Genomic DNA, 25,581 nt, shown 5'->3' with positions numbered 1-25,581 from the left:
CATGGCATGAAAAGACCCCCGGATCGCGTTCCGGGGGTCTTCCACGGTCCCGCGACGCCCGCTCGGGACACCGCGGAACCCGTGGCCGGCAGCCCTGCAGGATGGGCCTGCAGGACGGGTCTACAAGGCGGGCCCGCATGAGGAGCCCGCATAAGGAGCCCGCACGAGAGCCCTCGACGACGGGCCCCATGAGGGGCCCGCATGTCGGGAGCTACATGACGGGGCGGGGGCCCTCCGGCGGCTGGCCGCCAGGAGGCACGGACCCGGGAGCGCCGGGGGCCGCCGGGCCGGGGGTGCCGGGAACCGCGGGCCCGGGAGGCGGAAGCGTTCCGCCGGGCCGGGGGTCGCCGCCGCCCACGGTGCCGGGCGGCACGGGCCTGTCGCCCTCGCCGAGGCCGGAGCCGTGCTGATGCGAGCCCTGCTGGTGCGAGCCCTGCTGGTGCGAGCCCTCCTGGTGCGGGCCGGGCACGTCGCCGCGCCAGGCGCCGCTCTCGCCGCCCCGCGACTCGATGAACGTCTTGAACCGCTTGAGGTCACCGACGACCCGCATGCGGACGAGCTGCAGCCAGTCGCCCGCCGTCTCGATGAAGCCGTCCGGGTCGTACTCCATCTGGAGCGTGACCCTGGTCGTGTTCTCGTCGAGGCGGTGGAAGGTCACCACGCCCGCGTGATGCGGCTTGTCGTTGCTGCGCCAGGCGACCCGCTCGTCGGGGTGCTGCTCGGTGATCTCGGCCTCGAATTCGCGGCGCACACCCGCGATCTCCGCCACCCATGCCGTACGGGTGTCACTGATCTGTTTGACCGACTCCACTCCCTCCATGAACTCGGGGAAGCCCTCGAACTGCGTCCACTGGTTGTAGGCGACGCGAACGGGGACATTGACATCTTCGGAGTGTTCGATCGTGCTCATGGGTTCAGTCACTGCCCATGCGGATGGCGCGTTAACGCCTGCGCCACAGCCAGTACAGGCCCACGAGCGGCAGGACGAGGGGGATGAACAGGTAACCCTTGCCGTACGCCGACCACACGGTTTCGTCGGGAAAAGCGGCCGGATCCACCAGGCTGGCCGTACCGATGAGGAGAACCCCGCCCAGTTCGACGCCGAGCGACATCAGCGCGAGCCGGCGCGCCCCGCGCCAGAGCGCGACCGTGAGCAGGATGTAGACGATCGCCGCGAACGCCGACAGCGAGTACGCCAGCGGCGCCTCGCCGAACCTGCTCGCGATCTGCACGGCCGCCCGCGCCCCGGCCGCCAGGGCGAACAGCCCGTAGACCGCGATCAGCGCCCGTCCGGGCCCGGTGCCGATCGAACCCGTCACGCCGTCCCCTGCCAGATCTGCAGCAGCCGGGCCGTCATCACCGCGATGGCGAACCCGGCCACGGTCAGGATCGCGGGCCCCCACCTGCTCCGCTCGGCCAGGGCCAGGAACACCCCCGCGGGCGGGATCAGCACCTGGCCGCCGATGTATCCGAACAGGGTGGCCTTGTCGTCCGGCCCCGCGCCGCCTGCCACGGCCGCGATCACGAAGCCCGCCTGCACCAGGACGGCCACCTCCAGCAGGGCGAAGCCGACCAGCAGCACCATGCCCATCGGCCGGTTGCGGATCGCGACGATCAGGCTCGCCAGCATCAGCAGCAGCGCGCCGGCGATGACGATCGTGGAGACGGTGGTGTTCATCGGGGGTAAGGCTATCGCCCACCCCCGCCGCCTCCGGGAAAGGCCGCCGCCGAACGCGGCCGCCCTCAAGGACCGCCACCTCCGAGGACCGCCGCCCCCGAGGACTGCCACCTCGAAGCCTCAACCCACGGCGGTCACCCGTGCAGGTGGCGCTCGATCCCGTCCAGCACCCAGCCCAGCCCGCGCTCGAAGTTGTCGTCCGCCCCCGGCACGCCCTGCTCGATCATCGGCGCCAGCCGCGCCAGCTCACCACCGTCGACCAGCTCCCTGATGTACGGCTCCGCCACCGCGGCCCGCTCGGCGTCGTCGATCCCCTGCTCCCTCGGCGCCGCCCGCTCCACCGCCTCCCTGATCACGAACCCCGTCATGTAGTCGTTGAACACGGCCAGGAACCGCCACGCCGTCAGCCGGTCGATCTTCAGCCCGTCGAACGCCGCCAGCTTCTGCTCCACGTGCCGCAGCCCGTTGGGGCCCACGGCCACCCGCTGGTGCACCAGGTCCACCCGCCAGGGATGCCGCCGGACCAGCTCGCGCTCCCGCCGGGCGAGCAGCAGCAGCGCCTCCCGCCAGTCCGCCGGCAGCGGCTCGGCGACCAGCACCTCGGCGCTGATCTCGTCGAGCATCAGGGCCAGCAGGTCCTCTTTGCGCTCGATGTAGGAGTACAGCGTCATCGCCCGCGCGCCCAGTTCGGCCGCCACGCGCCTGATGGAGACCGCGTCCAGCCCTTCCGCGTCGGCCAGGGCGACGGCGGCGGCCACGATCGCCTCCCTGGTCAGGACCGGGCGGCGGGGCGGCGAGGGCCGCGACCAGATGGAGCTCACAGCCCCGAGTCTAGACAGCGTACGAAAGTGATACGGTGTACGACATGCGAGACAGCGTACGAACCCCACTCTGGGCCACGAGCCTCGTCGTCCTCCTGGGCGTCGTGATGACGATGCTCGACACCACGATCGTCAACGTCGCCCTGAGCACCCTGGCCCGCGACTTCGGCACCACGCTCGCGACCATGCAGTGGGCGGTCACCGGCTACCTGCTGGCGCTGTCGATGACGGTCCCGGTCACCGGATGGGCCATGGGCAGGTTCGGCACGAGGAAGGTCTGGCTGGTCTCGCTCGTGCTGTTCATCGCCGGCTCCGCGCTCGCCGCCGCGTCGTGGTCGGTCTGGAGCCTGGTCGTCTTCCGCGCCGTGCAGGGGCTGGGCGGGGGCCTGCTGCTGCCGGTCGGCCAGGCGATGCTGGCCCAGGCGGCGGGCAAGGAGCGGATGGGCCGGGCGATGGCGATGATCTCCATGCCGGCGATGCTGGTGCCGGTGCTGGGGCCGCCGCTCGGCGGGCTGATCGTGGCCGGTCTCGGCTGGCGGTGGCTGTTCCTGGTCAACGTCCCGGTCTGCGCGGTGGCGCTGGTGGCCGCCTTCGTCCTGCTGCCCCGCGATCAGGGCGCGAGCGCGCGGGGGCTCGACGTGCTCGGCCTGGCGCTGCTCTCCCCCGGGCTGGCCGGTCTGGTCTACGGGCTGTCGGAGGTGGGCAACGGGGCCTCGGTCCTGCATCCGGCGCTCTGGCTCGGGGCGGCGCTGACGGTGGTGTTCACGGTGCGGACGCTGCGCGGCCGGGGGACGCTGTTGGACCTGCGGCTGTTCGGCGACCGCACGTTCGCGGCGGCGGTCGGCGCGCTCGTGTGCTACTCGGCCGCGCTGTTCGGCTTCACCGTGCTCGTGCCGCTCTACAGCCAACTCGCCCAGGGCGGGACCGCGCTGGACGCCGGGCTGCTGCTGGCGCCGATGGGGATCGGCGCGGCGATCACGATGCCGCTCGCGGGCAAGCTGAGCGACAGCAGGGGGCCGCGCGGCGCGGGGGCGGCCGGCGTGGTCGCCGCGGTGGCGGGCATCGTGGCGTTCGTGCTGCTCGGCGGGGGGCCGGCGCCGATGTTCGTGCTCGGGCTGGGGCACGGGCTGGTGTCCACGTCGCTGATGACGGCGGCGTTCAGAACGCTGGAACGTGACGCGATCCCGGCCGCCACCACGCTGAGCACGATCGCGGTCCGCCTGGCCTCGCCCTTCGGGGTGGCGGTGCTGGCCGGGCTGCTGCAACTGCTCACCACGGCGGGGGTGGCCCGGCCGTTCGCGTACGCGTTCTGGGTGGTGGCGGCGCTGACCGCCGTCTCACTGCTGCCGATCGCGCTCATAGGATCGAAGACGTGCAGAGAATCCTCGTCAGCGCCTGTCTGATGGGTCGCAAGGTGCGTTACGACGGCCGCGCCAAGACCAGCTCCGACGCCTGGCTCGCCACGTGGCGGGAGGAGGGGCGGCTGGTGCCGTACTGCCCGGAGGTGGAGGGCGGGCTGCCGATCCCCCGGCCCGCCGCCGAGATCGAGGGCGGGGCGGGCGGGGCGGCCGTCCTGTCCGGCGCCGCCCGGGTGCTGGCGAGCGACAGGTCCGACGTGACGGCCGCGTTCGTGTCGGGCGCGCGCGGAGCGCTCGCCGTCGCCCGCTCCCACGGCGTGCGGATGGCGGTGCTGAAGGAGGGCAGCCCCTCGTGCGGCGCGTCGTCGATCTACGACGGCTCCTTCCAGGGGCGGCGGACGCCTGGTCAGGGCGTCACGACGGCGCTGCTGGAGCAGCACGGCATCCGCGTCTTCACCGAGGACCGGCTCACCGAGGCCGCCGCCTACCTGCGCACCCTGGAGACGTAGAACGCGCCCGCCAGACCGGCCGTCAGCGCGAGCGCCATCGTGCTGTGATACCAGGTGAGCAGCGTCGTCCCGCCGCCCGGGCCGAACGCCTGCGCCAGCATGCCCAGCAGCACCCCGCCCAGCGCCGTCGCGTGGGCGTAGAGCAGCCGGTCCCACGCCGCCGGCCGGCCGGCCAGCGCGCCGTACGCACCGGCGAGCATGGCCGCGGCGCACAGGGTCTCGACGATCGCGGCCGGCACGATCACCGGCTCGCGCAGGGGGCCGAGCCCGATCCCGGCGTGCAGCAGCGCGAACGTGGCGAAGGTCAGCGCGTACAGCAGCGAGAGCCCGCCCAGCGCCCTGCGGAGTGCGTCCATGCCCCCACGGTCGCATCCCGCGCGGGCCGGGGAATCAGCTCTGGGGAGACGCCCCGCCTACATCGGGAGACGTAGGCAGCAGCCGTCTCACCAGCCGGATCGCCTCGTCGATGGTGACCTCGGCGTCGTGCTCCGACTCGCACGCCGCCACTTCGCGGCCCGCCTCGGCCATCATCGTGGTCAGCAGGACGACGAGCACGTGGCTCTCCCGCGTGTCCGCCAGGCCGAGCAGCCGCTTGTTGCCGCCGATCCAGTTACAGCCGCGCTGCCTGCGCAGGACGGTGAACTCGGCCGGCCCGTCGCTCTCCAGGAACAGCCTGGCCACCTCGCGCTGCTCCCACGAGCCCTCCAGGTAGGCCCTGGCCCCCGCCAGGAAGCGCTCTCCCGCGTCCTGCGCCGCCTTGGCCGCCCGGGAGGTGCGTTCCTCCTGGCCGCGCATGAACTGCTCCCACAACGCCAGGAAGAGTCCCGGTTTGCCGCCGAAGTGGTGGTAGAGGCTGCCGACGCTGATCCCGGACGCCGCCACGATGTCGGCGACCGTGGCCTCGGCGTACCCCTTGGCCAGGAAGACGTCCCTGGCCGCGCGCAGGAGCGTGTCCTGGGTGCCGCTCGACCGGCTCCAGCGCCTGCTCCGCATCAGTACTCCCAGGTGTCGGTGCGCTGTTCGTGGCTGATGCAGAACACGCCGGTGCCGTGCTCGCCCTTGGCCAGGTCCACCCGGATCCAGCCCTCGGCGCGGGCCACCTTGGCGGTGTAGCCGCTGACGGGGGTGGCCGAGACCAGGCGGCAGCCCTCGGGGCCGAGCGTGAACGCCACCTCGCCGCCCTTCACTTTCACCACCCTGAGGTCCTCACCGGCGGTCGGCGTGGGGCTGGGAGCGGAAGTGCGCACCGGTTTCGGCGGCGTCGTGCTCCGCTTCGCGGAAGGCGTAGCAGCAGGGGTCGGCGCCCGGGTTTCCGTGGGAGGCGACGCGGAGTCTGTTCTGGGGGATTTCGTCGGAGTCGGTTTCTTCGTCGTACGACGAAGAGCCGGCGATGAATCGTCCTTGTCCGCCGCGAGCGTCTGGGCGAGAAACGGCTCGACGTTCACCTCGTCCGCGAACTCATTACGCAGCACACCCCGCACGCCGAACCACGAGACCGACACCGCGACCGCGGTGGCACCGCACCAGATAGCGGCATATCTCATTGCTCGACGCATGAGACGCATTATGTACGGCCCCAGTACGGTTGGTGCGCATGGCGACGGTTCTCGTAGTCGAAGACGATGAATTCGTCAGATCGGCGATGATTCACGAGCTCGGCCGGCGGCAGCACGTCGTCCGCAGCGCGGGATGCGCACTCGACGCGCTCAGGGAGATCTCGCAGGCTCCCCCTGACGCCGTCATCCTGGACCTGGGCCTGCCGGACCTGGACGGCTCCGAGGCGCTGCGCATGGTGCGCGGCATCTCCGACGTCCCGGTCATCGTGGCCACCGCCCGCGACGACGAGAGCGAGATCGTCCGGCTGCTGCGCGCGGGCGCCGACGACTACCTCGTCAAGCCGTTCTCCGGCGACCACCTCAGCGCCCGGCTGGACGCCGTGCTGCGCCGGGCCAGGTCCGCGCCCGAGCCGCGCACGCTCCAGGTCGGCGGCCTGGTGGTGGACGTGGACCGGCGCGCGGCCGCGCTCGACGGCGGCCCGCTCGCGCTGACCAGGCGCGAGTTCGACCTGCTCGCCTACCTGGCCGCCCGCGCCGACCGGGTCGTCACCCGCAAGGAGCTGCTGGCCGAGGTCTGGCAGCTGACCTACGGCGACGACCAGACGATCGACGTGCACCTGTCGTGGCTGCGGCGCAAGCTCGGCGAGAGCGCCGCGCGGCCCCGCTACCTGCACACCGTGCGCGGGGTCGGCTTCATGCTGTCGGCGCCCCGGTGAAGGGCGCCGCCCCCGTGGGAGGACACAGGCGAGGGGTTCGATGAGACGGACGCTGGCGGTGCTCATGGTGGCCGTCACCTCGATGGTCGCGCTGGCCTTCCTGGTGCCGCTGGCCCTGATCGTCAGGGAGACCGCGCAGAGCAGGGCCGTGGCCGCCGCCGAGCGGCAGGTGTCCGCGCTGGTGCCGGTGCTGGCGCTGACGACCAGGAGCGACGACCTCGCGCACGCGATGGCGCGCACCGATGCGGGCCGGCGCGGCCTGCTCGCCGTCCACGTCGTGGGCGGCGCCACGGTGGGCCCGACCAGGGCGCCGGCCGCGCAGGTGGCCGAGGCCGCCGCGGGGAGCAGGGCGAGCACGGCGGAGCTGGCCGGCGGCTACGTGCTGCTGCGCCCTGTGGTGCTGGACGGCGACCGGGGCGCGGTGATCGAGGTGTTCGTGCCCGCCGACGACCTCGACCGGGGCGTCTACGCCTCGTGGGCGGTGCTGACCGGGGTGGCCGTGGTGCTGGTGCTCGGCTCGGTGCTGGTCGGCGACCGGCTCGGGGCCAGGGTCGTCCGCGCCGCGCGCCGCCTGGGCACCGCCGCCACCGCGCTCGGCGACGGCGACCTGAGCGAGCGCATCTACCCCGACGGCCCGCCCGAGCTCAAGGCGGCGGCCACCGCGTTCAACGCCATGGCCAACCGGGTCACCCACCTGCTCGCGGCCGAGCGGGAGCTGGCCGCCGACCTGTCGCACCGGCTGCGTACGCCGCTGACCGCGCTCAAGCTCAGCCTGGACCAGCTCGGGCCGCAGGCGGAGCCGAGCAGGCAGGCGCTGGCCCGGCTGGAGGGCGAGGTGACCACGATCATCTCGGCGGCCAGGCGGCCCAAGCGCGCGGCCCGCTCGTGCGACGCCGCCGAGGTGCTGCGCGAGCGGCTGGCGTTCTGGTCGGCGCTGGCCGAGGACCAGGGGCGGCCGTGGCAGCTCGCCGGGGCCACGCTGCCGGTGCGGGCGCCCGTACCGGCGGGCGAGCTGACGGCGGCGGTGGACGCGCTGCTCGGGAACGTGTTCCGGCACACGCCGGAGGGAACGGCGTTCGGCGTCACACTGCACGAGGGCCGGGACGCGATCGCCGTCCTGGTCGCCGACGCGGGGCCGGGCATCGCGGACCCGGAGACGGCGCTGGAGCGGGGCGCCAGCGGGAGCGGGTCCACCGGGCTGGGCCTGGACATCGCGCGGCGGCTGGCGGAGTCGACCGGCGGGGCGCTGCGGCTGGACCGTTCGCCGATGGGCGGGGCCGAGGTGCAGGTGTGGCTGCGTACCGCCGCCCACACTGAAAAGCTCTCTAAGTCAGCCTTAAAGGAGGCTTAACCCCGATATTTCGGGGTTTCTCGTGTTCCAAGGTGATCTGCATGCAGATCAACCGCAAGGCGCTCGCTGCCGCCACCCTGGCCGCCCCCACGCTCCTCGTGCTCGCCGTCGCCCCCGGCACGGCCTCCGCCCACGGCACCATGAGCAACCCGCCCAGCCGCACCATGGTCTGCTACAGCGAGGGCCCGGAGAACCCGAAGTCGGCCGCCTGCAAGCAGGCCGTGGCGATCGGCGGCACGCAGCCCCTCTACGACTGGAACGAGGTCAACATCGCCGACGCGGCAGGACGGCACCGCCAGATCATCCCGGACGGCAAGCTGTGCAGCGCGGGCCGCGACAAGTACCGCGGCTTCGACCAGGCGCGGGCCGACTGGCCGGCGACGAGCATGACCGCCGGCGCCACGCACACCTTCAGGTACCGCGCCACCGCCCCGCACAAGGGCTCCTTCGAGCTGTACATGACCAGGGACGGCTACGACCCGTCCGCCCCGCTGAAGTGGTCGGACCTGGAGGCCAAGCCGTTCCACGTCGCGAACCCCACGGTCGTCGACGGCTTCTACACCATGACGGCCAAGCTCCCCTCCCGGCAGGGACGCCACCTGATCTACGCGATCTGGCAGCGCGGCGACAGCCCCGAGGCGTTCTACTCCTGCTCGGACGTGGTCTTCGGGCAGAGCAACCCCTCCCCCGCGCCCACGCCGACCGGCACCCCGACCGCCACCCCCAAGCCGACGCCCACGACCACCCCCACCGGCAGGCCCACCACGCGTCCCACCACTGGGCCCACCACTGGGCCCACTACTGGGCCCACTACTGGGCCCAGCTCCCCCGGTCCCGGCGGCGGCACGTCCCCCGTCGCGATCAACGCGGGCGTCGGCCTCACCCCCGCCACGGCCAGGGCCGGTGCGCGGGTGCGGGTAATGGCCGTGTGCGGCGGCTCCCAGGTGCGGAACGTCTCCTCGAACGCCTTCTCCCCCGTCGCCTACCGGCCCGCCGCGGCCACCGCCTCCTGGTCGGCGAACGTGCGGGTGCGGCGCCCCGGCACCCACGCCGTGACCGTACGCTGCGCGAACGGCGGAGTGGCGCGTACCGCGTTCACCGTCCGCTGAACGGGAAATCAGGCTGACCGGATGCCGGGAAACTTTCCCGCCCGCTCACGAGTCGTACAGAGTGGGCGCGTCGAATCGACGGAAATGTGTATTCTCCGTGACGCGTAAGGGGGCCCGATTTCTAACGGGAAACGGGGAAAGGACACGGCAGTGCCTGTCGACCTGAACAATGAACGACCCCTGGCCTGGGAATCGGCCACGCTCGACGCGGACACCAAGGCGATGCTCGACAATCTGCAGCCGAACATCCTGCGCGCGCATGTGCGCGAGCACATGACCCTGCTGTTCGTCCGGTTCAACGACGTGGCCGAGGGCAGGGCCTTTCTTCGCGGCATCGCGACCACGAAGATGAAGTCGGCACGCCGGCATCTGGAAGAGGTGCGCGATTTCGCCGCCGGCCGCGGCCGCGGCACCCCGTACGTGGGGATCGGCATCAGCAAGGCCGGCTACCGCGACCTCGGCCACTCGGTCGAGGACGTGCGCAGGTTCGACGACGAGGTCTTCCGCGACGGCATGAAGCGGCGGATCGCGCGGGCCGGCGACCCGCCGGTGGAGGAGTGGGAGCGCGCCTACCAGCGGGAGATCCACGCCGTCGTCCTGATCGGCGACGCCGAGCCCGAGCCGGTGGCCAGGCTGCGCGCCGAGATCCTGGGCGAGCTGCCGAGCAGCGCCAGGCTGCTCGGCGAGGAGAGCGGTCACGGCATGCGCAACCCTGCCGGCGACGGCATCGAGCACTTCGGCTACGTGGACGGCCGCAGCCAGCCGCTGTTCCTGAAGGACGAGGTGGACAGGGAGCCGAAGCAGCACTGGGACCCGGCGTTCCCGCTGAGCAACGTCCTGGTGCCGGACCCGTTCGCGCCGGACCCGTCCCGGCACCACGGCAGCTACCTGGTCTTCAGGAAGCTGGAGCAGAACGTGCGGGCGTTCAAGGAGATCGAGCGGGACCTGGCCGACAGCCTCGGGCTGAAGGGCGCCGACCGCGACCGGGCGGGCGCCATGCTCGTCGGCCGCTTCAAGGACGGCACTCCGCTGACGCTCAAGCCCAGCGGGAGCGGCGGGCCGGTGGTCAACGACTTCACCTTCGACGCCGACGACGGCTCCAAGTGCCCGTTCAGCGGTCACGTCAGGAAGACCAACCCGCGCTCGTTCGGGCGTGAGGTGATCATGGCCAGGCGCGGGCAGACGTACGGCGACCGCGCCGACGACCCGTCGGACGACTCGCCGCCGGAGGTGCGCCCGACCGGTGAGGTGGGCCTGCTGTTCATGGCGTTCAACAGCAGCCTGCTCAGCCAGTTCGAGTTCACCCAGGAGTCCTGGGCCGACTCCCCCGACTTCGAGATCCCGGGGACCGGCCACGATCCGGTCATCGGTCAGGGTGTCCGGGACCTGAAGGTCACCTTCCCCAAGGTGTGGGGCAAGCCGGAGATGTCGCCCCCGCACGCTCAGGTGGCCCAGACGGTCACGATGAAGGGCGGCGAGTACTTCTTCGCGCCGTCACTGGCCTACCTGCGCAGTCTGTAGCACCGCCCGCGAGGGTGAGCAGAAGGATGTACGCCCGGTTCAGCCCGCCGGAGGAGGCGGGCGCGGGCCCGCGTTCAGCATGATTTCCCCATGACGATCGCACTCCTGCTCACCCTCGCGGCGCTGGCGGTGGTCGACAGCACCAGCTTCGGCACCCTCGGCATCCCCGTCTACCTGCTGCTGGCCGCGGACAGGTCGCGGGGATCCCGGTTGCTGACCTACCTGGCCACCGTGGTGGTCTTCTACTTCCTGGTGGGCGTGGCGCTCATGCTGGGGCTGACCGCGGCCATGGACGCCTTCGGCGACCTGCTGGACAGCCGGCCGGTGCGGGTGGTGGAGCTCGCCGCCGGGGTGGGGCTGTTCGCGCTCAGCTACCGGTTCGATCCGAAGTGGCGGGCCAAGCGGGGCCGGCCGGTGCGCACGTTCGAGCCCCGCGTCGGCGGGCCGCGGACGATGGTGCTGCTGGGGCTGACCGCCGGGGTGCTGGAGGTGGCCACGATGGTGCCGTACCTGGCGGCGATCGGCCTCATGACGACCTCCGGGCTGACGACGGCCCAGTGGGTGCCGGTGCTGGCGGCGTACGTGCTGGTCATGATCGTGCCGACGCTCGTGCTCATGGCGCTGCGCGGGATGGCCGGTGGCCGGCTGGAGCCCAAGCTGGAGCGGCTGCGGGCCTGGCTCACCAAGCACTCGGCCTCGATGGTGAGCTGGGGAATGGCGATCGTCGGGTTCCTGCTGGCGAGAGACGCGGCCGTCCATCTGTTTTTCAGCTGACGGATTGATCAATACTTGGGTGCATGCCCCGGTCGCTCCTGGTCGTCCTGCTCGCCTTGACGCCCCTGATCCTTCCTCCGGCCGCGCTCGCCCGCGCTGCTCCCGTCGGCATCCCCGTGACCGGCGGCGCCGACCGGGAGTCCGCCCCGGTGCTCAAGCCCGGCGCCTACCTGGACACGATGCCGCCGGGGCCGGACGTCAAGCGGCACTACGCCTTCGACCTGCCCGCCGGCGCCACCGCGTACGCCGGGATGCGGATCGGCGCGACGGCCCCGGCGGGCGCCAGAGCGGTCATCGGCGCGGGCCTGGTGCTCTGGCCGGCCGGCGGCTCCTCCCCTTGCGACAGCCACGACCTCATCAGCGAACTGCCCACCGGGGGCAGCGCCTTCGTGGTGGGACAGACCCAGATCACCGAAGGCTCCGGCCCGTGCGCGGCGGCCGGCCGCTTCGTGATCGAGGTGAGCAACAAGGGCGACCAGGTCCGCCGCTCCGCCGCGCCGCTGGAGCTGAACCTGGTCATCGAGCCGCCCGTCACGGACGTCGCCGCGCTGCCGGCACCGGCCGATGGCGTGCCGGCCGGGGAACCCCGGGTGGAGGCGGGCGAGCCGGTCGGCGTGGCCGGCAGCGGGTCCTATGGTGACGGGCCGGTGCTGGCCGACGGCCGCTACACCGACACGATGACGCCCGGCGAGGAGGCGTACTTCCGGGTGCCGCTCAACTACGGGCAGCGGCTGTCGTACCGGATCGAGGTGCCGGCGCTGTCGGAGGCCGACCGCAAGGCGCTGGGCGACGCCCGGCTCAACGTGTCGAGCTCCATCCTCAGCCCCGAGAACCCGCGGGTGCTCGGCGGCGTCCGCGACTACGCCTGGAAGGCGGCGCTCGGGGACCGGCCGCAGTCGTACACCGGCACGTCGGTGCCCGTCGCCTACCGCAACAGGGAGTCGGGCGAGGACTACATACGGGACACGACGCTGCCCGGCTACTACAAGGTGTGGGTGCGCCTGTTCACCGACCGGGGCTCCGCCGACGTCGAGGTGCCGGTCACGCTCACCGTGGACGTGCAGGGCGAGCCCGCCGGTGTGCCCACATACCGCGATGTCATGGGCTACGGGCCGCCCGACCGGCAGCAGGGCCTGACCCTCACGCCAGGGGCCGGTCTGGAGCCGCCCGTGCCCCCTGCCACCGCCGGCTCCGCTCCGTCCGCCGCGCCCGTGACGACGGCCGCCGCGGCCGGCACCACGGGGTCCGGCGGCCCGCTCCCGTTGTTGCTGGCCCTGAGCACGGCGGCACTGGCCCTGGTGACGGCGTTCGCGATCTGGATGGTCCGGCGCACCGGGCGATCAGGGGGACGCCCCGACGGACAAGTGCCTGACCAGCCGTAATATCGACACCTTAGGGGGAGAGCTGTCATGTTGCGGGCGTTCCTGAGGACCGAGGCCGGCAGCACGAGCGTCCTGCTCGTGGCGACCGTGCTGGCACTGCTGTGGGCCAACTCGCCGTGGAGCGAGACCTACGAGGCGTTCTGGCACACCCCCATGGGGATCTCCTTCGGCGACGCGTCGTTCTCGCTGGACCTGCGGCACTGGGTCAACGACGGCCTCATGTCCGTGTTCTTCTTCCTCATCGGGCTGGAGGTCTCCTACGAGGTGCGGCTCGGCCAGCTCAGGGACCGGCGGCTGATCGCGGTGCCGGCCGTGGCGGCCTTCGGCGGCATGCTGGTGCCGGCCGGCGTCTACCTGCTGCTGAACTTCGGCGGTCCCGGGGCCGGCGGGTGGGGCGTGCCGATCGCCACCGACACCGCGTTCGTCCTGGGCGTGCTCGCCGTGGTGGGGGCGCGCTGTCCCGATCCGCTGCGGGCGTTCCTGCTGACGCTGGCGATCGTGGACGACGTGCTCGCCATCATGATCATCGCGCTCTTCTACACCGCCAGCCTGTCCGTGCCCGCCCTGCTCACCGCGGCGGTGCTGCTGGCGGCCATCCTGACGCTGCGGTGGCTGAAGATCTGGCGGGCGCCGGCGTACATCGTGCTGGGGTTCGCGCTGTGGGTGGCCACGCTGGAGAGCGGGATCCATCCGACGCTGGTCGGCATCGCGCTCGGCATCCTCGTCTTCGTGTACGCGCCCACCGACCACAAGCTGCTGCTGGCCGGGGAGGCCGTCCAGGGGTTCACCAGCGAGCCCAGCGCGCAGGCGGCCAGGGAGGCCGCCCGGCGCGTGCAGCGGGCCGTCTCCGTGAACGAACGCCTGCAACTGCGGCTGCATCCGTGGAGCAGCTACGTGATCGTGCCCGTCTTCGCGCTGGCCAACGCCGGCGTGACCCTCAACGGCGAGACCCTGCGCGCCGCCGCCACCTCGCCCGTCGCCATCGGCGTGGCACTGGGGCTGCTGGTGGGCAAGTTCGTCGGGATCTGGCTCGGCACCTGGCTGCCGCTGCGCCTCGGCTGGGGCGTCCTGCCGGGAAACCTGGTGTGGGGGCAGCTGTTCGGCGGGGCGGCCGTGTCGGGGATCGGGTTCACGGTGGCGCTGTTCATCGTGGACCTGGCCTTCGACGACCCGGCCCTGCACGACCAGGCGAAGATCGGGATCCTGGCCGGGTCGCTGCTGGCCGCCGTACTGGGCTGGGTGATCTTCCGGATGGCGTGGGACCGCGGCGGGGTGTGCGCGCCACCCGACGCCGAGCCCGCCGAGGAGCTGCCGAACACGCTGACCGTGCCGGTCGGCCCCGGCGACCACGTGCGCGGGCCGGCGAAGGCCCGGGTGACGATCGTCGAGTACGGCGACTTCGAGTGCCCCTACTGCGGCCGGCTGCACCCGATCCTGGCGGAGATCCTGCGTAAGAACCCGGACGTGCGGCTGGTGTTCCGGCATTTCCCGCTGCGCACCCTGCATCCGCACGCCGCCTCCGCCGCCATCGTGGCCGAGGCCGCCGCGGCCCGCGGCACGTTCTGGGAGATGCACGACCTCCTCTACGACAACCAGCGCTTCCTCACCGACGCCGACCTCGAACGCTACGCGGCCCAATTGGACGTGGAGCCGTGGGAGGAAATCCCCCAGCGGGTGGCCAGGATCGCGGTGGACGAGGAGTCGGGCCGCGCGAGCGGCGTGCGCGGCACGCCGACCCTCTTCATCAACGGCGTACGCTACGAGGGCGGCCACGACCTCGCCTCGATCACCCGCGCGGTGGAACAGCAGCGCCAATCCGCGTAACGTCTTCGCGTTGCCCGTCTAACCGCTGGAGCTCCCCTTGATGTCCACGCTGTCCAACGTCATCAACATCATCACGATGATCGTGATGGTCCTGTTGCTGCTCGGCGGCGCCATTCTGATGGCGACCCGCCGGGCGGAGCACGGCCGGGGGAGCGTGCTCGGCATGATCGGGTGTGTCGTGCTGCTCGTGGGGGTGGTGATCAACGGCGTGTACATCCTCATGGCCCCCGAACTGGTCCGTTCCCTCGGCTTCGCCCAGTACGGGCCGATCGCGCTGGTGATGAACCTGCTGTCCCTGCTCATCCAGGTGAGCGGCACGGGGCTGCTGATCTTCGCGGTGATCGCCCGCAGGAACCCGCCGCAGCAGGCCGCCCAGCACGCTCAGCAGGGCTGGCAGCAGCAGCCCGGGTGGCAGCAGGGCTACCAGCAAGGTCCGCAGCACGGCTACCCGCAGGCGCCGCCGCAGCAGCCCGGCTGGCAGCCCCAGCAGCCGCCGTTCGGTGAGGGGCAGCCGCCCGCCCACGGCTGACGCGGAAGTCGTACCGCCGGGAGACACCGTGCCCAGGCGTGTGACAATGTTGGCGTATCAGACACTCCGCAGCGTGCCTGAGGGAGTCATGACGCCAGAGCAGCCCCGCCGGCCGGATCCCGACCAGACGGTCCGGCACCGCTACCCCCATCCAGGTCAGCCGTCCGACCAGGGCCCTCCCGAGGCGCCCTACACGCAGCGGCTGCCGTACACGCCGGACATGCTGCCCGACGTGCCCCTCTACGAGGCGAAGCCGGCGCGGTCCGGATGGTGGTGGGTGATCCTGGTCGGCGGCATCCTGCTGCTCATCGCGGCCGTGGCCGTCGGCGTGATCCTGTGGGTGCGCGGCAACGCCGACGCCGTGGCGCTGGCGTACGGCGCGCTGGGCGTCACGCGCGGGTGAAGTCCATCGTCCAGTTCGTCTCCCAGGTCCGCCCGTCGTCCTCCGAGAACGCCTGCTCCCAGCGGGCGGTGCCGGCGCCTTCGCCGACCGTCCAGACGAAGCGGCAGCGCACCGGCCGGCCCTCGCAGGTCTCCTCCCCGTAGAACTCGCCCCGGCCCCCCTCGAACGCGCCCACCATCGGCCGGGTGTCGAGGACGCCGGTCGCGCTGCTGGCCCAGTAGATGGACCACAGCCCGCTGTCCACGTCGCGCAGGCGCACGGTCATCCCGCTGCGGCCCTTGGTCGGGAACTCGATCTCGTCGAAGCTGGCCGCGCCGCCGAAGTGCCTGCTGGCCGTGCAGACGCCGGGGAACTCGTCCCATTCCGCGCTGCCGGACAGAGGCTTGAGCAGCCGGCGGTTGACGACGTTCCAGCGGCCGGCGAAAAAGTCGAAGTCGTTCATGGCTGAGACCGTAGGGCAGGGTCACTGACAGGTAGTGTCAGTGATATGCGAGCTTCGCGCCTGGTCTCGGTCCTGCTGCTCCTGCAGACGCGCGGCCGGATGACCGCGCAGGAGCTGGCCGACCGGCTGGAGGTCTCCGTCCGCACCATCTACCGCGACGTCGAATCCCTCCACTCCGCCGGCATCCCGCTCTACGGCGACGCCGGCCCGAAGGGCGGATACCAGCTCCTCGACGGCTACCGAACCAGGCTCACCGGCCTGACCGCCGACGAGGCCGAGTCGCTGTTCCTGGCCGGCCTGCCAGGGCCCGCGGCCGAGCTGGGGCTGGGCGCGGTGGTGACCGCCGCGCAGCTCAAGCTGATGGCCGCGCTCCCGGTCGAGCTGCGCGACCGGGCCGGCCGTATCCAGGAGCGCTTCCACCTCGACGCGCCCACCTGGTACCGCGACCGGGAGCCGGTCACCTACCTGCCCGCCGTGGCCGACGCCGTCTGGAACGAGCGCCGGGTGCAGGTGCGTTACCGGCGGTGGAAGGCGCCGCAGGAGGTGGAGCGGCGGCTGGAGCCGTACGGGCTGGTGGTCAAGGCCGGGCGGTGGTATCTGGTGGCGCGCTCGGGCGAGCAGGTACGCACCTACCGCGTCTCCCAGATCCTCGACCTGCATCCGCTGCCCGAGACGTTCACCCGGCCGGAGGGGTTCGACCTGGCCGCGTACTGGCGTGACTACCTGGCCGCGTTCGAGAGCAGGCTGAGGTGGGGCCAGGCGGAGGTGCGGCTGTCGCCGCGCGGCATGCAGCGCCTGGCCGACCTCATGACGCCGGGCTTGGTGGAGGCGGCGCGGGAGAGCGCGCGGGACCCGGACGAGCAGGGCTGGACGCTGGTCACGGTGCCGATCGAGTCGATCGAGCACGCGACGGGCGAGTTCCTGCGGCTGGGCACGGACGCCGAGGTGCTCGCCCCGGACGAGCTGCGCCGGCGGATGGCCGCGACGACCGGCGAGCTGGCCGAACGCTACCGCGCCTCATGAAGCGTCTCTCGAAACTCCGCCCGCACCTCGTCACCGCGCCTCATGAAGCACCTCCCCGGCCTTCCAGCAGTGCGTCCAGTGCTTCTCACCCAACTCCGTGCGCCCCGGCACCTCGGTCGAGCACACCGGCAGCGCCACCGGGCAGCGCGGATGGAACCGGCACCCGCCCGGCGGGTCGATCAGGCTGGGCGGCTCACCGTGCCGCCGTCCCTCCGGCGCCGCCACCCGGTCGGGATCCGGCGCCGACTCCAGCAGCAGTTGCGTGTAGGGATGCCGCGGCGACTGCGTCAGCTCCTCGCTCGGCCCGCTCTCGATCAGCCGCCCCGCGTACATGACCGTGATGTCCTCGGCGAAGTAGCGGGCGCTGGCGATGTCGTGCGTGATGTAGAGCAGCGCCAGATCGTTCTCCCTGGCCAGCCCCTCCAGCAGCCGCAGCACGCCGAGCCTGATCGACACATCCAGCATCGAGACGGGCTCGTCCGCGATCAGCGCGACGGGCCGCACCGCCAGCGCCCGCGCGATCGCCACCCGCTGCCGCTGCCCGCCGGACAGTTCGTGCGGCATCTTGTCCATGAACTGCTCGACCGGCGTCAGGCTGACGCGTTCCAGCAGCTCGGCGACCTGCTCGCGCTCCTCGGCGTCGGTACGGGCGTGCCCGTGCAGGCGCAGCGGCCTGGCCAGGTGGTAGCGGACCCGGTGGAAGGGGTTCAGCGAGGCGAAGGGGTCCTGGAAGATGAGCTGGACCTGACGCCGGTACTCCCTGAACGCGGCGCCGCGATGGGCGCGTACCGGCTCGCCGCGCAGCAGCACCTCACCGGACGTGGGCGGATAGACCTGGGCCAGCAGCCGCGCGACCGTGCTCTTGCCGCAACCGCTCTCGCCGACCAGCGCCGTCACCGCGCCGGCCCGCAGCGCGATCGAGACGTCCTCCACCGCCCGCACCGGCGGCCGCTTGCCGAAGCGGCCGCGCGGGCCGCGGGCGGCGGTGAAGTGCTTGGTGAGGTCGCGCCCCTCCAGGATGTTCATGACACTCCCCTCCCGTCGTTGAGCAGGCACGCGACCTCGCCGTCCGCCTCCGACGTGAGCACGGGCAGCGTCCGCGAGCACGCGTCGAACGCCATCGCGCACCTCGGGTGGAACGCGCAGCCGGGCGGCGGCGAGCGCAGGTCCGGCGGCGTGCCGGGGATGCCGAGCAGCTCCTCGCGCGCCCCGCGCAGACGCGGGAACGAGCGCAACAGCCCCAGCGTGTAGGGATGCCGCGGCGTCCGGTGCAACGCCTTGGCCGTCCCGGTCTCCACGACCCGGCCCGCGTACATGATGGCGATCCGGTCGGAGATCTCCATGAGCAGCGACAGGTCGTGGGTGATGAAGACGACCGCGAAGCCGTACTCCTCACGCAGCGCCTTGATCTCGGCCAGGATGTCGCGCTGCACCACCACGTCGAGCGCGGTCGTCGGCTCGTCCATGATGATGATCTCGGGGTTGAGCGCGAGCGCGATGGCGATGGCGGCGCGCTGGCGCATGCCCCCGGACAGCTCGTGCGGATAGGAGCGGCGGCGGTCGGCGCTGATGCCGACGCGCTGCAGCAGCTCCACCGACCGCTCGGTGCGCTCGGCGCGCGACATGCGCGGCGCGTGGATGCGCAGCACGTCGTCGATCTGGGCGCCCACGGTGATGACCGGGTTGAGGGAGTTCATGGCGCTCTGGAAGACGACCGCCAGCTCCTTCCAGCGGAAGGCGCGCAAATCGTTCCTGCCGAGGCCGAGCACGTCCACGGCCGAGCCGTCCTGGCGCCGGTAGACGACCGACCCGGACGTGATCGAGGCGGGCGGGCGCAGCAGCCGGGCGACGGCGTTGGCCAGCGTGGACTTGCCGCTGCCGCTCTCGCCGGCCAGGCCCAGGATCTCGCCGCGGCGCAGGTCGAGCGAGACGCCGGACACCGCGTGCACGGCTCCCGTGCCGGACAGGTAGTCCACGCCGAGGTCGCGGATCTCCAGGACGTTCATGCGCGTGCCTTCCTGGGGGCCTTGATCGTGCGCAGCCGCGGGTTGGCGATCTCGTCGATGCCGAAGTTCACCAGGGCCAGGCCGGTGCCGATGAGCGCGATGCACAGGCCGGGCGGGATGAACCACCACCAGGCCCCGATGAGCAGCGCCTGCCCGTTCTGCGCGAAGTACAGCATGCTGCCCCAGCTCACGGTGGACAGGTCCGCCAGGCCCAGGAACGAGAGCCCGGCCTCGGCCAGGATCGCCGCGACCACGGTGGCCAGGAAGCTGGTGGCGATGACGGGCAGCAGGACCGGCAGGATCTCGTAGAAGACGATCCGCAGCGGCCCCTCCCCGCTCGCCCTGGCGGCCTGGACGAAGTCGCGCCGGCGTACCGAGAGGGTCTGGGCGCGCAGCACCCGGGCGCCCCAGGCCCAGCCGGTCACCGCGATCACCACCGCGACCGAGGCGACGCCGCGCTGCGGCAGGTAGCCGGCCAGCACGATGATCAGCGGCAGGGCGGGCAGCACGAGGAAGATGTTGGTCAGCACCGACAGGGCCTCGTCCACGGCGCCGCCGACGTAGCCGCCGACCAGGCCGACCGCGACGGCCAGCACCGTGGCGATGAGCGCCGACAGCACGCCGACGCCGAGTGAGATGCGGGCGCCGTACACGATCTGGACGAGGATGTCCTGCCCGGTCTGCGTGGTGCCGAGCCAGTGCTGCGCCGACGGGCCCTGCAGCCCGTCCTCGCTGGTGGCGGCGGGATCGGCGCCGATGAGCAGCGGCCCGAAGATCGCCATCAGCGCGAAGAAGACGAGGATCCCGGCCCCGATCTTGATCTTCATTCCGACTCCTGCCTGGTCCGGGGGTCGAGCACCACGTACGCCAGGTCGGCCAGGAAGTTCGCGACGAGCACGGCCAGCGAGATGACGAGGAAGATGCCCTGCATGAGCGGGAAGTCCTCGTTCTCCACGCCCTTGAGGAGCATCGATCCGATGCCCGGGTAGGAGAAGACGATCTCCGTCAGCACCGAGCCGCCCACCACGAAGCCGAGCGAGAGCGCGAAGCTGGTGATGTTCGGCAGGATCGCGTTGCGGGCGGCGTAGGACCACATGACCCGGCGCGAGGTCAGCCCCTTGGCCTCGGCCATCACCACGTAGTCCTCGCCGAGCGTGGTCACCATGACGTTGCGCATGCCGAGGATCCGGTCGGCCATCGAGGCCACCACAATCGTGACCGCCGGCAGCGCCGCGTGGTAGAGCACGCTCTGCGCGAACTCACCGCTCAGCTCCGGCATCACGTCCAGCCCGTACGCCCGGCTGACCGGGAACCACTGCAACGTCACCCCGAAGACGAACACCAGCGCCAGCGCCACCCAGAAGTAGGGCACCGCGTGCATGAACGTGGCCGCGGGCAGCACGCCGTCCAGCCAGGTGCCGCGCTTCCACGCCATGATCACGCCGAGCGCGGTGCCGATCAGGTAACTGATCAGCGTGGCCACGCCGACGAGCCCGACCGTCCACGGCAGGCTGTCGGCGATCACCGTGGAGACCTCGGTGGGGAAGAACGTGATCGAGCGGCCCAGCTCGCCGTGCGCCAGATTGCCCAGATAGTTCAGGTACTGCTGCCACAGGCTCGCGTCGCTGATGCCGAACGCCCTGCGCATCGCGTCGATGGCGGCCGGGTCGACGTTCCCCTTCATCCGGGCCACCAGCAGCTCCACCGGGTCCCCCGGCATGAGCCGGGGGATCAGGAAGTTGAGCGTGATGGCGGCCCAGGCCGTCAGGAGGTAGAAGCCGAGCCGCCTGGCCAGGAACCTCACTTGCCGGCCGGTTTCAGGTGCAGCAGCACCACGGCCGCGTCGGGCGAGGTGTAGGGCGACGGCATCGCGTACGGGTCCTGCTCGGACGGCCAGCCCACGTACTTGTTCGTCCGGTACTGCGCCCACGACGGGCTGTAGAACAGCGGCAGCGTGGGCATCTTCTCCACCATGATCTTGCCCAGGCCCTGGGTGGCCTCCTGCTGCTCGGTCTCGTCCTCGGTGGCGGCGTACGCGTCGATCAGCTTGTCGGTCTCGGCGTCCTTCCACCGCTCGTAGTTGCCGGTGGCGGCCTCGCCCACGGGCTCGGCCAGCCCGCCGAAGAGCATCGAGCGCATCTGGAAGTACGGCGTCGGCCCGGCCGCGGTGGCCCTGATCGACAGGTCGTAGTTGCCCTTGCCGACCTTGGACACCCAGTCCTGGAACGCCACGCCCCTGGTCTCGACGGTGATGCCGATCTTGGCCAGGTCCTCGCGGATGAGCTGCGCGGCGTTCACCCAGTCGGTGAACGGCGAGGGCACCAGCAGGGTGAACTTGAGCTGCGCCGGGTCCACGCCCTTGAGCAGCTCCTTGGCCTTCTCGATGTCCATCTTGTAGGAGAGCGCGCGGTATTCAGGCGGGATGTACGCCTCCCCGCCCGGCATCGGCACGCCGGTCGGATGCGCGACCTTCGTGTACCCCCGCTCGGCCACCCGGACGATCTTGTCCCGGTCGATGGCCAGGCTCATGGCCGCGCGCACCTCGGGCTTGGCCAGCACCGGATCGGTCAGGTTCGGCAGCAGCGTCACCACGCCCTCGGGCGGGAAGAAGAACTTGTTCTGCTCCGGCTTGCCCTGCACGTAGATCTTCTCGATGTCCGGCACGAACGCGCCCGCCCAGTCCACCTCACTCTGCTGCAGCGCCGTCTGGAGGGCGTTGGCCGTGTACGCGGGGAAGCGCAGCACCGGCACCTCCGGCTTGCCCGGCTGCCAGTAGGACGGGTTCTTGACCAGCTCGTACAGCTGGGCCGAGAACTTCGACAGCGTGTACGGGCCCGTACCGACCGGCTTGGGGTTGGTGAAGGTGGACGGGTCCTTCTCCTTCTCCCATACGTGCTTGGGCACGATGGGCGAGTTGCCGGCGATGTTGAACAGCTTGGCGTAGGAGGTGTTGCCGAAGTCCACCCGCACCTTGTCGGGCGCCAGCGCCTCGGCCTTCTCGATCTCCAGCGCGTTCCTGTTGAGCTGCGGATACTTCTTCAGCATCTGGAACGTGAAGGCCACGTCGTCGGCGGTGAACGGCTGCCCGTCGGACCACTTCACGTTCTGCCGCAGCGTGAACGTCACCGACTTGCCCTTGTTCGACCACTTGTGGTCCAGCGCCAGCCAGGGCGTGATCTCCCCCGGCTTCAGCTTGTTGAAGTACATGAGGGTCTCGTGGATCATCCCGCTGGTCCCGAAGTTCACGCCTTCGAGGTGGTACGGGTTGAAGTCCTCCTGGAACGTGCCCGCGTCCACGGCGTGGATCACCAGCGGCGGCGCGTCCGCCTCGGCGGTGCCACCACCGCCGCCACCGCCGCCATCGCCGCCGCCCGAGCACCCGGCCAGCACCAGCGCGGCCAGCACCACCGCGACCCGCCCCACCGGCCGTCTCATCTCGCGCCGTCTCATGCGGAGGCCCCCTTTCCGAAGTACTTCGTGCGCAGTTGCCGCGACCCCTTCGGGGCGGCGAAGGCCTGGGCGCGGCCGAACCCGGCCGGCGCGCCGCGCACGATCGTCAGCGCGCGGTAGTAGTCCACGTACGGGAAGCCGTAGGTCTCACCCCTGGCGTAGGCGTAGCCGGTGATCGCCTGCGACCACAGCTCGTACGCCTCCTCGCTCAGCTCGACGAACACGTCGGGCGCGTAGCCCTCGGCGTCCTCCCAGTTGTCGGCGTAGTAGAGCTCGCTCGCCCAGTAGGCCGGATGCTCGCGCTCCAGCGTCTTCAGGCCGCCGTAGAAGCGGGCGTCCTCGACGATCCGGTGCGTCCGCGCGTGGTCCTTGTGGATGGAGGCGCTCCAGTGCGTCAGGATCACGTCGGGGCGCAGCTCCCTGATGACGTCGCCGACGCGCATCTTGGTCTCGTCGTCCTCGGGCAGCAGGCCGTCCTCGTAGTCGAGGAACCTGACGCCGGCGCCGATCCGCTCGGCGAACGTCTCGGCCTCCTCGCGCTTCTGCTTGGCGTAGTCGGCGACGGTCATGCGCGGATGGCCGCGCTCGCCGAGCGTCAGGTGCAGCAGCGTCGCCCGGTCGCCGCGCAGGACGTGCTGGGCGAGCACGGCGCCCGCGGTCAGGTCGAGGTCGCCCGCGTGGGCCCCGATGGCGAGAACGTGTGTCATGCGGATCGCCTCATCACGTGGAACTTTCTGGTGATCTCGTAGCCCGCCTTGGCGTAGAGGTGGCCGGCCGGGCTGGCGGCGCCGGTCCACAGGAACCAGGACGAATGCAGCCCTTCGGCGCGCATCCGGGTCATGGTGAGATGGAGCAGGATCTTGCCGAGGCCGGTGCCGCGCTGGCCCGGGTCGACACCGAAGGGGCCGAAGCGCTCGGGGATGCCGCGATAGGCCGCGTACAAGGCGAAGCCGACTATGTGCTCCTTTTTCGCGATCACGATGCGTTCGGGATCGCGATGCTGCCGGATGGCCTCCCCCCAGTCGGGGTTGAAGGCGTCGGCCGCGAACCGGATCAGCTCGGGCAGCTCACCGACCTCGGGACTGCGGAAGACGTACCCCTCGCGCTCACGCTCGCGCAGCAGCTCGTGCACCTCGGGCGGCGTCCGGTAGCCGACGAGGGCGCGGTCCATGGCGACCGGCGAGTAGAGCGTCCTGAACCCGAGCTCCTCCAGCAGCCGGTGGCCGTCAGGATAGAGCTCGGCGTCCGCGCCCGGCAGGACGTAGTTGGGGGTGTACGACGAGAAGTCCACCTTCGTCCGGCCGAGGCGCTCCAGGAACTCCACCGCCTCACCCACCAGCCGCCGCCCCACCCCGCCGCCGCGGTGCTCGGGGACGACGAAGAAGAACGGGATCCAGCCGGTGTCCGGCTCCAGGTCGGTGCCCGGCGCTAAGGGGATCAGGCGGCGGACGGCGTACGCGCAGCCCACCACGTCGTCCCCGGCCACGGCCACGCGCAGGCCCTCGGGGTCGAAGTTGGGGTCGAGCAGCACGCAGTCCCTGAACCAGCCGGCCGTCGTGGGGTCGGCGGGCATGCTGCGGTTCCAGGCGTCGACCAGCGCGGTCTCATCGCCGGACTGGAAGGGGCGGACGGTGACCATGAGGGGAGCGGTCCTTTCACCTTTCGGCACTCCCGCCACAGCTTTCCCACCGTCAACCCCCAAGGTCAAGGAGATTTCGGAAGAAATTTTCTAACAAGTCGGACATCTAGAAAATTGTTTTCGTCTGCGGTATCTATGGATGGTTGCCCCTGTCCCAGCTCTGCGCAGCGCTGTGGCGAACCTCACACCACGCAATCCCACGCCACCGCACGGACCCGGGAATCACCACCCCTCCCAGGGAGTTTCACCTGATCGACTGACCAAAAGGCCAGCCTCTCGCACAAGCCACACGCGGAGGTCCTCATGAAGGCATGGTCACGCTGGCAGGACTGGGCAACCCTGGTCGCCGGCCTCTACGCGGCACTCTCCCCGATCTGGGTCGCCGGCGCCTCGGGCGCCGCCCCCTCACTGATCGTGCTGGGCGCCCTCATCGTGCTCACGTCCATCGCCGCCCTCGCCGGCCCGGGCGCCGTGGCCACGGAATGGCTCAACGCCCTGTGGGGCGTCCTGCTGTTCATCGCACCGTGGGCCATCACGTACACCCAGGGCCAAGGGGCGTCGTGGACGTCCTGGATCATCGGCGTCCTCACGGTCGCCCTGAGCCTGACCGCCCTCCCGGCCAGCAGAGCAGCCCACCACCAAGCCATCCAACACTGACCCACCCAAAGGGCCGGGCCGCATTTGCGGCCCGGCCCTCACCCTTCCCACCCACAACCAGCAACCACCCACCCGGGGCAACCCAAAGCCCCCCACCCCCACGAAGCCACCCGCACGAGCACACCCGAAGAGCCGCCCTCCACACGCAACCCCCCGAAGAGCTACCACCCACACGAAGCCGTCCACATGGGATGTCCGCACACAGACGCCCGAAAAGTCGCGATCCGCACGGGATCCCCAGCGCCACCACCCAAATGGGAAGCGCCCGCGAGGTGAGGCCCGGTCACATCCAGCAGACCAACGCCGCTCCCGCCCACTCAGCCCTGTCGCCCCAGCCATGCCGACGATGCGCAACAAGCTCATCCACCCACCACCCAGCGCACCCCAACCGGCTACGAGGCCCCGGACCACAAAGCGGACCACTGCCCTAACCGACGGCCGGCACCGTCCACCCACTCCAGCCCTACGCCTCCCAACTCCCCCTTCCCCGCTCACCGCGCGCACTGTGACGCCCCCGCAGCCGTCACTCCTTCACGCTGCATCACCCTGACCTCCCACCCACCGCGCCCGCCACGCAATGCCCCACAGCCGTCACTCCCCCACCCCACCATCACCCCGACCCAGCGCACCCGCAGTGAGGCCCCCGCAGCCGTCACTCCCTCACGCTGCCATCACCCAACCCCCACCCCCCATCATCCCGACCTCCACTCGGCGCGCCCGCGGTGACCCTCTGGCGTTACTTACAGGCCGCCATCCCGGACCTCGCCCACCTCAACCAGCTCCGACCCTCCCCAGTCATCACCCCACGCGGCCACCCACGCCACCACCAGATG

At 71.4% G+C, this 25,581-nt stretch carries 28 protein-coding genes; 13 read left to right on the top strand and 15 right to left on the bottom strand.

Annotated features, from left to right (window positions below):
- Positions 1 to 211: 211 nt before the first annotated feature.
- From OIE67_RS05885 to OIE67_RS05870, 4 genes are all read right to left on the bottom strand, one after another.
- A complete protein-coding gene (locus tag OIE67_RS05885; RefSeq protein ID WP_326637394.1) occupies positions 212 to 910 on the bottom strand; it encodes an SRPBCC family protein in 699 nt (232 codons plus the stop codon).
- Between the two features lie 31 nt (positions 911 to 941).
- Entirely contained in the window at positions 942 to 1,319 is a 378-nt protein-coding gene (locus OIE67_RS05880) for a hypothetical protein (protein ID WP_326637391.1), read from the bottom strand.
- Entirely contained in the window at positions 1,316 to 1,678 is a 363-nt protein-coding gene (locus OIE67_RS05875; protein WP_106250431.1) for a hypothetical protein, read from the bottom strand. The genes OIE67_RS05880 and OIE67_RS05875 overlap by 4 nt, the downstream gene beginning before the upstream one ends.
- A gap of 134 nt (positions 1,679 to 1,812) precedes the next feature.
- Entirely contained in the window at positions 1,813 to 2,499 is a 687-nt protein-coding gene (locus OIE67_RS05870; protein ID WP_326637389.1) for a TetR/AcrR family transcriptional regulator, read from the bottom strand.
- Between the two features lie 44 nt (positions 2,500 to 2,543).
- On the opposite strand from OIE67_RS05870, the gene OIE67_RS05865 reads away from it, so the two are divergent.
- Together OIE67_RS05865 and OIE67_RS05860 are read left to right on the top strand one after the other, a co-directional pair.
- On the top strand, positions 2,544 to 3,902 hold the full coding sequence (locus OIE67_RS05865; RefSeq protein WP_326637387.1) for a DHA2 family efflux MFS transporter permease subunit: 1,359 nt from the start codon (positions 2,544 to 2,546) through the stop codon (positions 3,900 to 3,902).
- Positions 3,872 to 4,366 (top strand): DUF523 domain-containing protein, encoded by a 495-nt coding sequence (locus OIE67_RS05860; protein WP_326637385.1) that lies wholly within the window; start codon positions 3,872 to 3,874, stop codon positions 4,364 to 4,366. Before OIE67_RS05865 ends, OIE67_RS05860 begins: the two co-directional genes overlap by 31 nt.
- On the opposite strand, the gene OIE67_RS05855 is transcribed toward OIE67_RS05860, so the two are convergent.
- From OIE67_RS05855 to OIE67_RS05845, 3 genes are read right to left on the bottom strand one after another with little or no spacing between them, the layout of a single operon-like run.
- Complete coding sequence (locus tag OIE67_RS05855; RefSeq protein ID WP_326637383.1) at positions 4,342 to 4,722, bottom strand: hypothetical protein; 381 nt, start codon at positions 4,720 to 4,722, stop codon at positions 4,342 to 4,344. The genes OIE67_RS05860 and OIE67_RS05855 overlap by 25 nt on opposite strands.
- A gap of 34 nt (positions 4,723 to 4,756) precedes the next feature.
- Positions 4,757 to 5,359, bottom strand: a complete 603-nt coding sequence (locus OIE67_RS05850) for a TetR/AcrR family transcriptional regulator (protein ID WP_326637381.1) — start codon at positions 5,357 to 5,359, stop codon at positions 4,757 to 4,759.
- Positions 5,359 to 5,562, bottom strand: a complete 204-nt coding sequence (locus tag OIE67_RS05845) for a hypothetical protein (protein ID WP_106250441.1) — start codon at positions 5,560 to 5,562, stop codon at positions 5,359 to 5,361. Before OIE67_RS05845 ends, OIE67_RS05850 begins: the two co-directional genes overlap by 1 nt.
- A gap of 398 nt (positions 5,563 to 5,960) precedes the next feature.
- Between OIE67_RS05845 and OIE67_RS05840 the strand changes: the two genes are divergently transcribed.
- The 9 genes from OIE67_RS05840 to OIE67_RS05800 all read left to right on the top strand — a co-directional run bounded on the left by OIE67_RS05840 (position 5,961) and on the right by OIE67_RS05800 (position 15,531).
- A complete protein-coding gene (locus OIE67_RS05840) occupies positions 5,961 to 6,638 on the top strand; it encodes a response regulator transcription factor (RefSeq protein ID WP_326637378.1) in 678 nt (225 codons plus the stop codon).
- Positions 6,639 to 6,678: 40 nt separating this feature from the next.
- Positions 6,679 to 7,989, top strand: a complete 1,311-nt coding sequence (locus OIE67_RS05835) for a sensor histidine kinase (protein ID WP_326637377.1) — start codon at positions 6,679 to 6,681, stop codon at positions 7,987 to 7,989.
- 41 nt (positions 7,990 to 8,030) lie between these two features.
- Entirely contained in the window at positions 8,031 to 9,098 is a 1,068-nt protein-coding gene (locus OIE67_RS05830) for a lytic polysaccharide monooxygenase auxiliary activity family 9 protein (RefSeq protein WP_326637375.1), read from the top strand.
- A gap of 150 nt (positions 9,099 to 9,248) precedes the next feature.
- Positions 9,249 to 10,619, top strand: a complete 1,371-nt coding sequence (locus tag OIE67_RS05825) for a Dyp-type peroxidase (protein ID WP_326637373.1) — start codon at positions 9,249 to 9,251, stop codon at positions 10,617 to 10,619.
- Between the two features lie 90 nt (positions 10,620 to 10,709).
- Complete coding sequence (locus tag OIE67_RS05820; RefSeq protein WP_326637371.1) at positions 10,710 to 11,393, top strand: GAP family protein; 684 nt, start codon at positions 10,710 to 10,712, stop codon at positions 11,391 to 11,393.
- 23 nt (positions 11,394 to 11,416) lie between these two features.
- Positions 11,417 to 12,775, top strand: a complete 1,359-nt coding sequence (locus tag OIE67_RS05815; protein WP_326637369.1) for a hypothetical protein — start codon at positions 11,417 to 11,419, stop codon at positions 12,773 to 12,775.
- Positions 12,776 to 12,802: 27 nt separating this feature from the next.
- Positions 12,803 to 14,599, top strand: a complete 1,797-nt coding sequence (gene nhaA / locus OIE67_RS05810) for a Na+/H+ antiporter NhaA (RefSeq protein ID WP_326637367.1) — start codon at positions 12,803 to 12,805, stop codon at positions 14,597 to 14,599.
- Positions 14,600 to 14,639: 40 nt separating this feature from the next.
- On the top strand, positions 14,640 to 15,128 hold the full coding sequence (locus tag OIE67_RS05805; RefSeq protein ID WP_326637365.1) for a hypothetical protein: 489 nt from the start codon (positions 14,640 to 14,642) through the stop codon (positions 15,126 to 15,128).
- 88 nt (positions 15,129 to 15,216) lie between these two features.
- Complete coding sequence (locus OIE67_RS05800) at positions 15,217 to 15,531, top strand: hypothetical protein (RefSeq protein WP_106250455.1); 315 nt, start codon at positions 15,217 to 15,219, stop codon at positions 15,529 to 15,531.
- Here the strand turns inward: OIE67_RS05800 and OIE67_RS05795 are convergent.
- Positions 15,518 to 15,973: a hypothetical protein gene (locus OIE67_RS05795; protein WP_326637361.1), complete on the bottom strand. Its 456-nt coding sequence runs from the start codon at positions 15,971 to 15,973 to the stop codon at positions 15,518 to 15,520. The two genes, OIE67_RS05800 and OIE67_RS05795, sit on opposite strands and share 14 nt — an antisense overlap.
- A 45-nt stretch (positions 15,974 to 16,018) precedes the next feature.
- On the opposite strand from OIE67_RS05795, the gene OIE67_RS05790 reads away from it, so the two are divergent.
- Positions 16,019 to 16,996, top strand: a complete 978-nt coding sequence (locus OIE67_RS05790) for a helix-turn-helix transcriptional regulator (RefSeq protein WP_326637359.1) — start codon at positions 16,019 to 16,021, stop codon at positions 16,994 to 16,996.
- Between the two features lie 30 nt (positions 16,997 to 17,026).
- Here OIE67_RS05790 and OIE67_RS05785 read toward each other — a convergent pair whose 3' ends face one another.
- From OIE67_RS05785 to OIE67_RS05755, 7 genes are read right to left on the bottom strand one after another with little or no spacing between them, the layout of a single operon-like run.
- Entirely contained in the window at positions 17,027 to 18,022 is a 996-nt protein-coding gene (locus OIE67_RS05785) for an ABC transporter ATP-binding protein (protein ID WP_326637357.1), read from the bottom strand.
- On the bottom strand, positions 18,019 to 19,002 hold the full coding sequence (locus tag OIE67_RS05780; RefSeq protein ID WP_106250462.1) for an ABC transporter ATP-binding protein: 984 nt from the start codon (positions 19,000 to 19,002) through the stop codon (positions 18,019 to 18,021). The genes OIE67_RS05785 and OIE67_RS05780 overlap by 4 nt, the downstream gene beginning before the upstream one ends.
- Positions 18,999 to 19,829 (bottom strand): ABC transporter permease, encoded by an 831-nt coding sequence (locus OIE67_RS05775; protein ID WP_106250464.1) that lies wholly within the window; start codon positions 19,827 to 19,829, stop codon positions 18,999 to 19,001. The genes OIE67_RS05780 and OIE67_RS05775 overlap by 4 nt, the downstream gene beginning before the upstream one ends.
- Complete coding sequence (locus OIE67_RS05770; protein WP_326637352.1) at positions 19,826 to 20,806, bottom strand: ABC transporter permease; 981 nt, start codon at positions 20,804 to 20,806, stop codon at positions 19,826 to 19,828. Before OIE67_RS05770 ends, OIE67_RS05775 begins: the two co-directional genes overlap by 4 nt.
- A complete protein-coding gene (locus OIE67_RS05765) occupies positions 20,803 to 22,452 on the bottom strand; it encodes an ABC transporter substrate-binding protein (RefSeq protein ID WP_326637350.1) in 1,650 nt (549 codons plus the stop codon). The genes OIE67_RS05770 and OIE67_RS05765 overlap by 4 nt, the downstream gene beginning before the upstream one ends.
- Complete coding sequence (locus tag OIE67_RS05760) at positions 22,449 to 23,159, bottom strand: PIG-L deacetylase family protein (RefSeq protein WP_326637349.1); 711 nt, start codon at positions 23,157 to 23,159, stop codon at positions 22,449 to 22,451. The genes OIE67_RS05765 and OIE67_RS05760 overlap by 4 nt, the downstream gene beginning before the upstream one ends.
- The gene (locus OIE67_RS05755) at positions 23,156 to 24,091 is read right to left on the bottom strand and encodes a GNAT family N-acetyltransferase (protein ID WP_326637347.1); all 936 of its coding nucleotides are present in this window, start codon (positions 24,089 to 24,091) and stop codon (positions 23,156 to 23,158) included. Before OIE67_RS05755 ends, OIE67_RS05760 begins: the two co-directional genes overlap by 4 nt.
- Positions 24,092 to 24,394: 303 nt before the next feature.
- Between OIE67_RS05755 and OIE67_RS05750 the strand changes: the two genes are divergently transcribed.
- Positions 24,395 to 24,748, top strand: a complete 354-nt coding sequence (locus OIE67_RS05750; protein ID WP_326637345.1) for an SPW repeat domain-containing protein — start codon at positions 24,395 to 24,397, stop codon at positions 24,746 to 24,748.
- Positions 24,749 to 25,581 lie beyond the last annotated feature (833 nt).

This window comes from Nonomuraea fuscirosea (genome assembly GCF_035917475.1).
GTDB classification, from domain to species: Bacteria; Actinomycetota; Actinomycetes; order Streptosporangiales; family Streptosporangiaceae; genus Nonomuraea; species Nonomuraea fuscirosea.
This window is presented reverse-complemented; position numbering and strand designations above follow the sequence as displayed.

Excerpts from the sequence above, each read along its gene's own strand:
- OIE67_RS05760 (WP_326637349.1), bottom strand. The coding sequence starts at position 23,159 with ATGACACACGTTCTCGCCATCGGGGCCCACGCGGGCGACCTCGACCTG.
- OIE67_RS05835 (WP_326637377.1), top strand. The coding sequence starts at position 6,679 with ATGAGACGGACGCTGGCGGTGCTCATGGTGGCCGTCACCTCGATGGTC.
- OIE67_RS05800 (WP_106250455.1), top strand. The coding sequence starts at position 15,217 with ATGACGCCAGAGCAGCCCCGCCGGCCGGATCCCGACCAGACGGTCCGG.
- OIE67_RS05815 (WP_326637369.1), top strand. The coding sequence starts at position 11,417 with ATGCCCCGGTCGCTCCTGGTCGTCCTGCTCGCCTTGACGCCCCTGATC.
- OIE67_RS05885 (WP_326637394.1), bottom strand. The coding sequence starts at position 910 with ATGAGCACGATCGAACACTCCGAAGATGTCAATGTCCCCGTTCGCGTC.
- OIE67_RS05795 (WP_326637361.1), bottom strand. The coding sequence starts at position 15,973 with ATGAACGACTTCGACTTTTTCGCCGGCCGCTGGAACGTCGTCAACCGC.
- OIE67_RS05840 (WP_326637378.1), top strand. The coding sequence starts at position 5,961 with ATGGCGACGGTTCTCGTAGTCGAAGACGATGAATTCGTCAGATCGGCG.
- OIE67_RS05820 (WP_326637371.1), top strand. The coding sequence starts at position 10,710 with ATGACGATCGCACTCCTGCTCACCCTCGCGGCGCTGGCGGTGGTCGAC.
- OIE67_RS05790 (WP_326637359.1), top strand. The coding sequence starts at position 16,019 with ATGCGAGCTTCGCGCCTGGTCTCGGTCCTGCTGCTCCTGCAGACGCGC.
- OIE67_RS05785 (WP_326637357.1), bottom strand. The coding sequence starts at position 18,022 with ATGAACATCCTGGAGGGGCGCGACCTCACCAAGCACTTCACCGCCGCC.
- OIE67_RS05865 (WP_326637387.1), top strand. The coding sequence starts at position 2,544 with ATGCGAGACAGCGTACGAACCCCACTCTGGGCCACGAGCCTCGTCGTC.
- OIE67_RS05765 (WP_326637350.1), bottom strand. The coding sequence starts at position 22,452 with ATGAGACGGCGCGAGATGAGACGGCCGGTGGGGCGGGTCGCGGTGGTG.
- OIE67_RS05755 (WP_326637347.1), bottom strand. The coding sequence starts at position 24,091 with ATGGTCACCGTCCGCCCCTTCCAGTCCGGCGATGAGACCGCGCTGGTC.
- OIE67_RS05775 (WP_106250464.1), bottom strand. The coding sequence starts at position 19,829 with ATGAAGATCAAGATCGGGGCCGGGATCCTCGTCTTCTTCGCGCTGATG.
- OIE67_RS05750 (WP_326637345.1), top strand. The coding sequence starts at position 24,395 with ATGAAGGCATGGTCACGCTGGCAGGACTGGGCAACCCTGGTCGCCGGC.
- OIE67_RS05850 (WP_326637381.1), bottom strand. The coding sequence starts at position 5,359 with ATGCGGAGCAGGCGCTGGAGCCGGTCGAGCGGCACCCAGGACACGCTC.
- OIE67_RS05780 (WP_106250462.1), bottom strand. The coding sequence starts at position 19,002 with ATGAACGTCCTGGAGATCCGCGACCTCGGCGTGGACTACCTGTCCGGC.
- OIE67_RS05805 (WP_326637365.1), top strand. The coding sequence starts at position 14,640 with ATGTCCACGCTGTCCAACGTCATCAACATCATCACGATGATCGTGATG.
- OIE67_RS05875 (WP_106250431.1), bottom strand. The coding sequence starts at position 1,678 with ATGAACACCACCGTCTCCACGATCGTCATCGCCGGCGCGCTGCTGCTG.
- OIE67_RS05830 (WP_326637375.1), top strand. The coding sequence starts at position 8,031 with ATGCAGATCAACCGCAAGGCGCTCGCTGCCGCCACCCTGGCCGCCCCC.
- nhaA (WP_326637367.1), top strand. The coding sequence starts at position 12,803 with ATGTTGCGGGCGTTCCTGAGGACCGAGGCCGGCAGCACGAGCGTCCTG.
- OIE67_RS05855 (WP_326637383.1), bottom strand. The coding sequence starts at position 4,722 with ATGGACGCACTCCGCAGGGCGCTGGGCGGGCTCTCGCTGCTGTACGCG.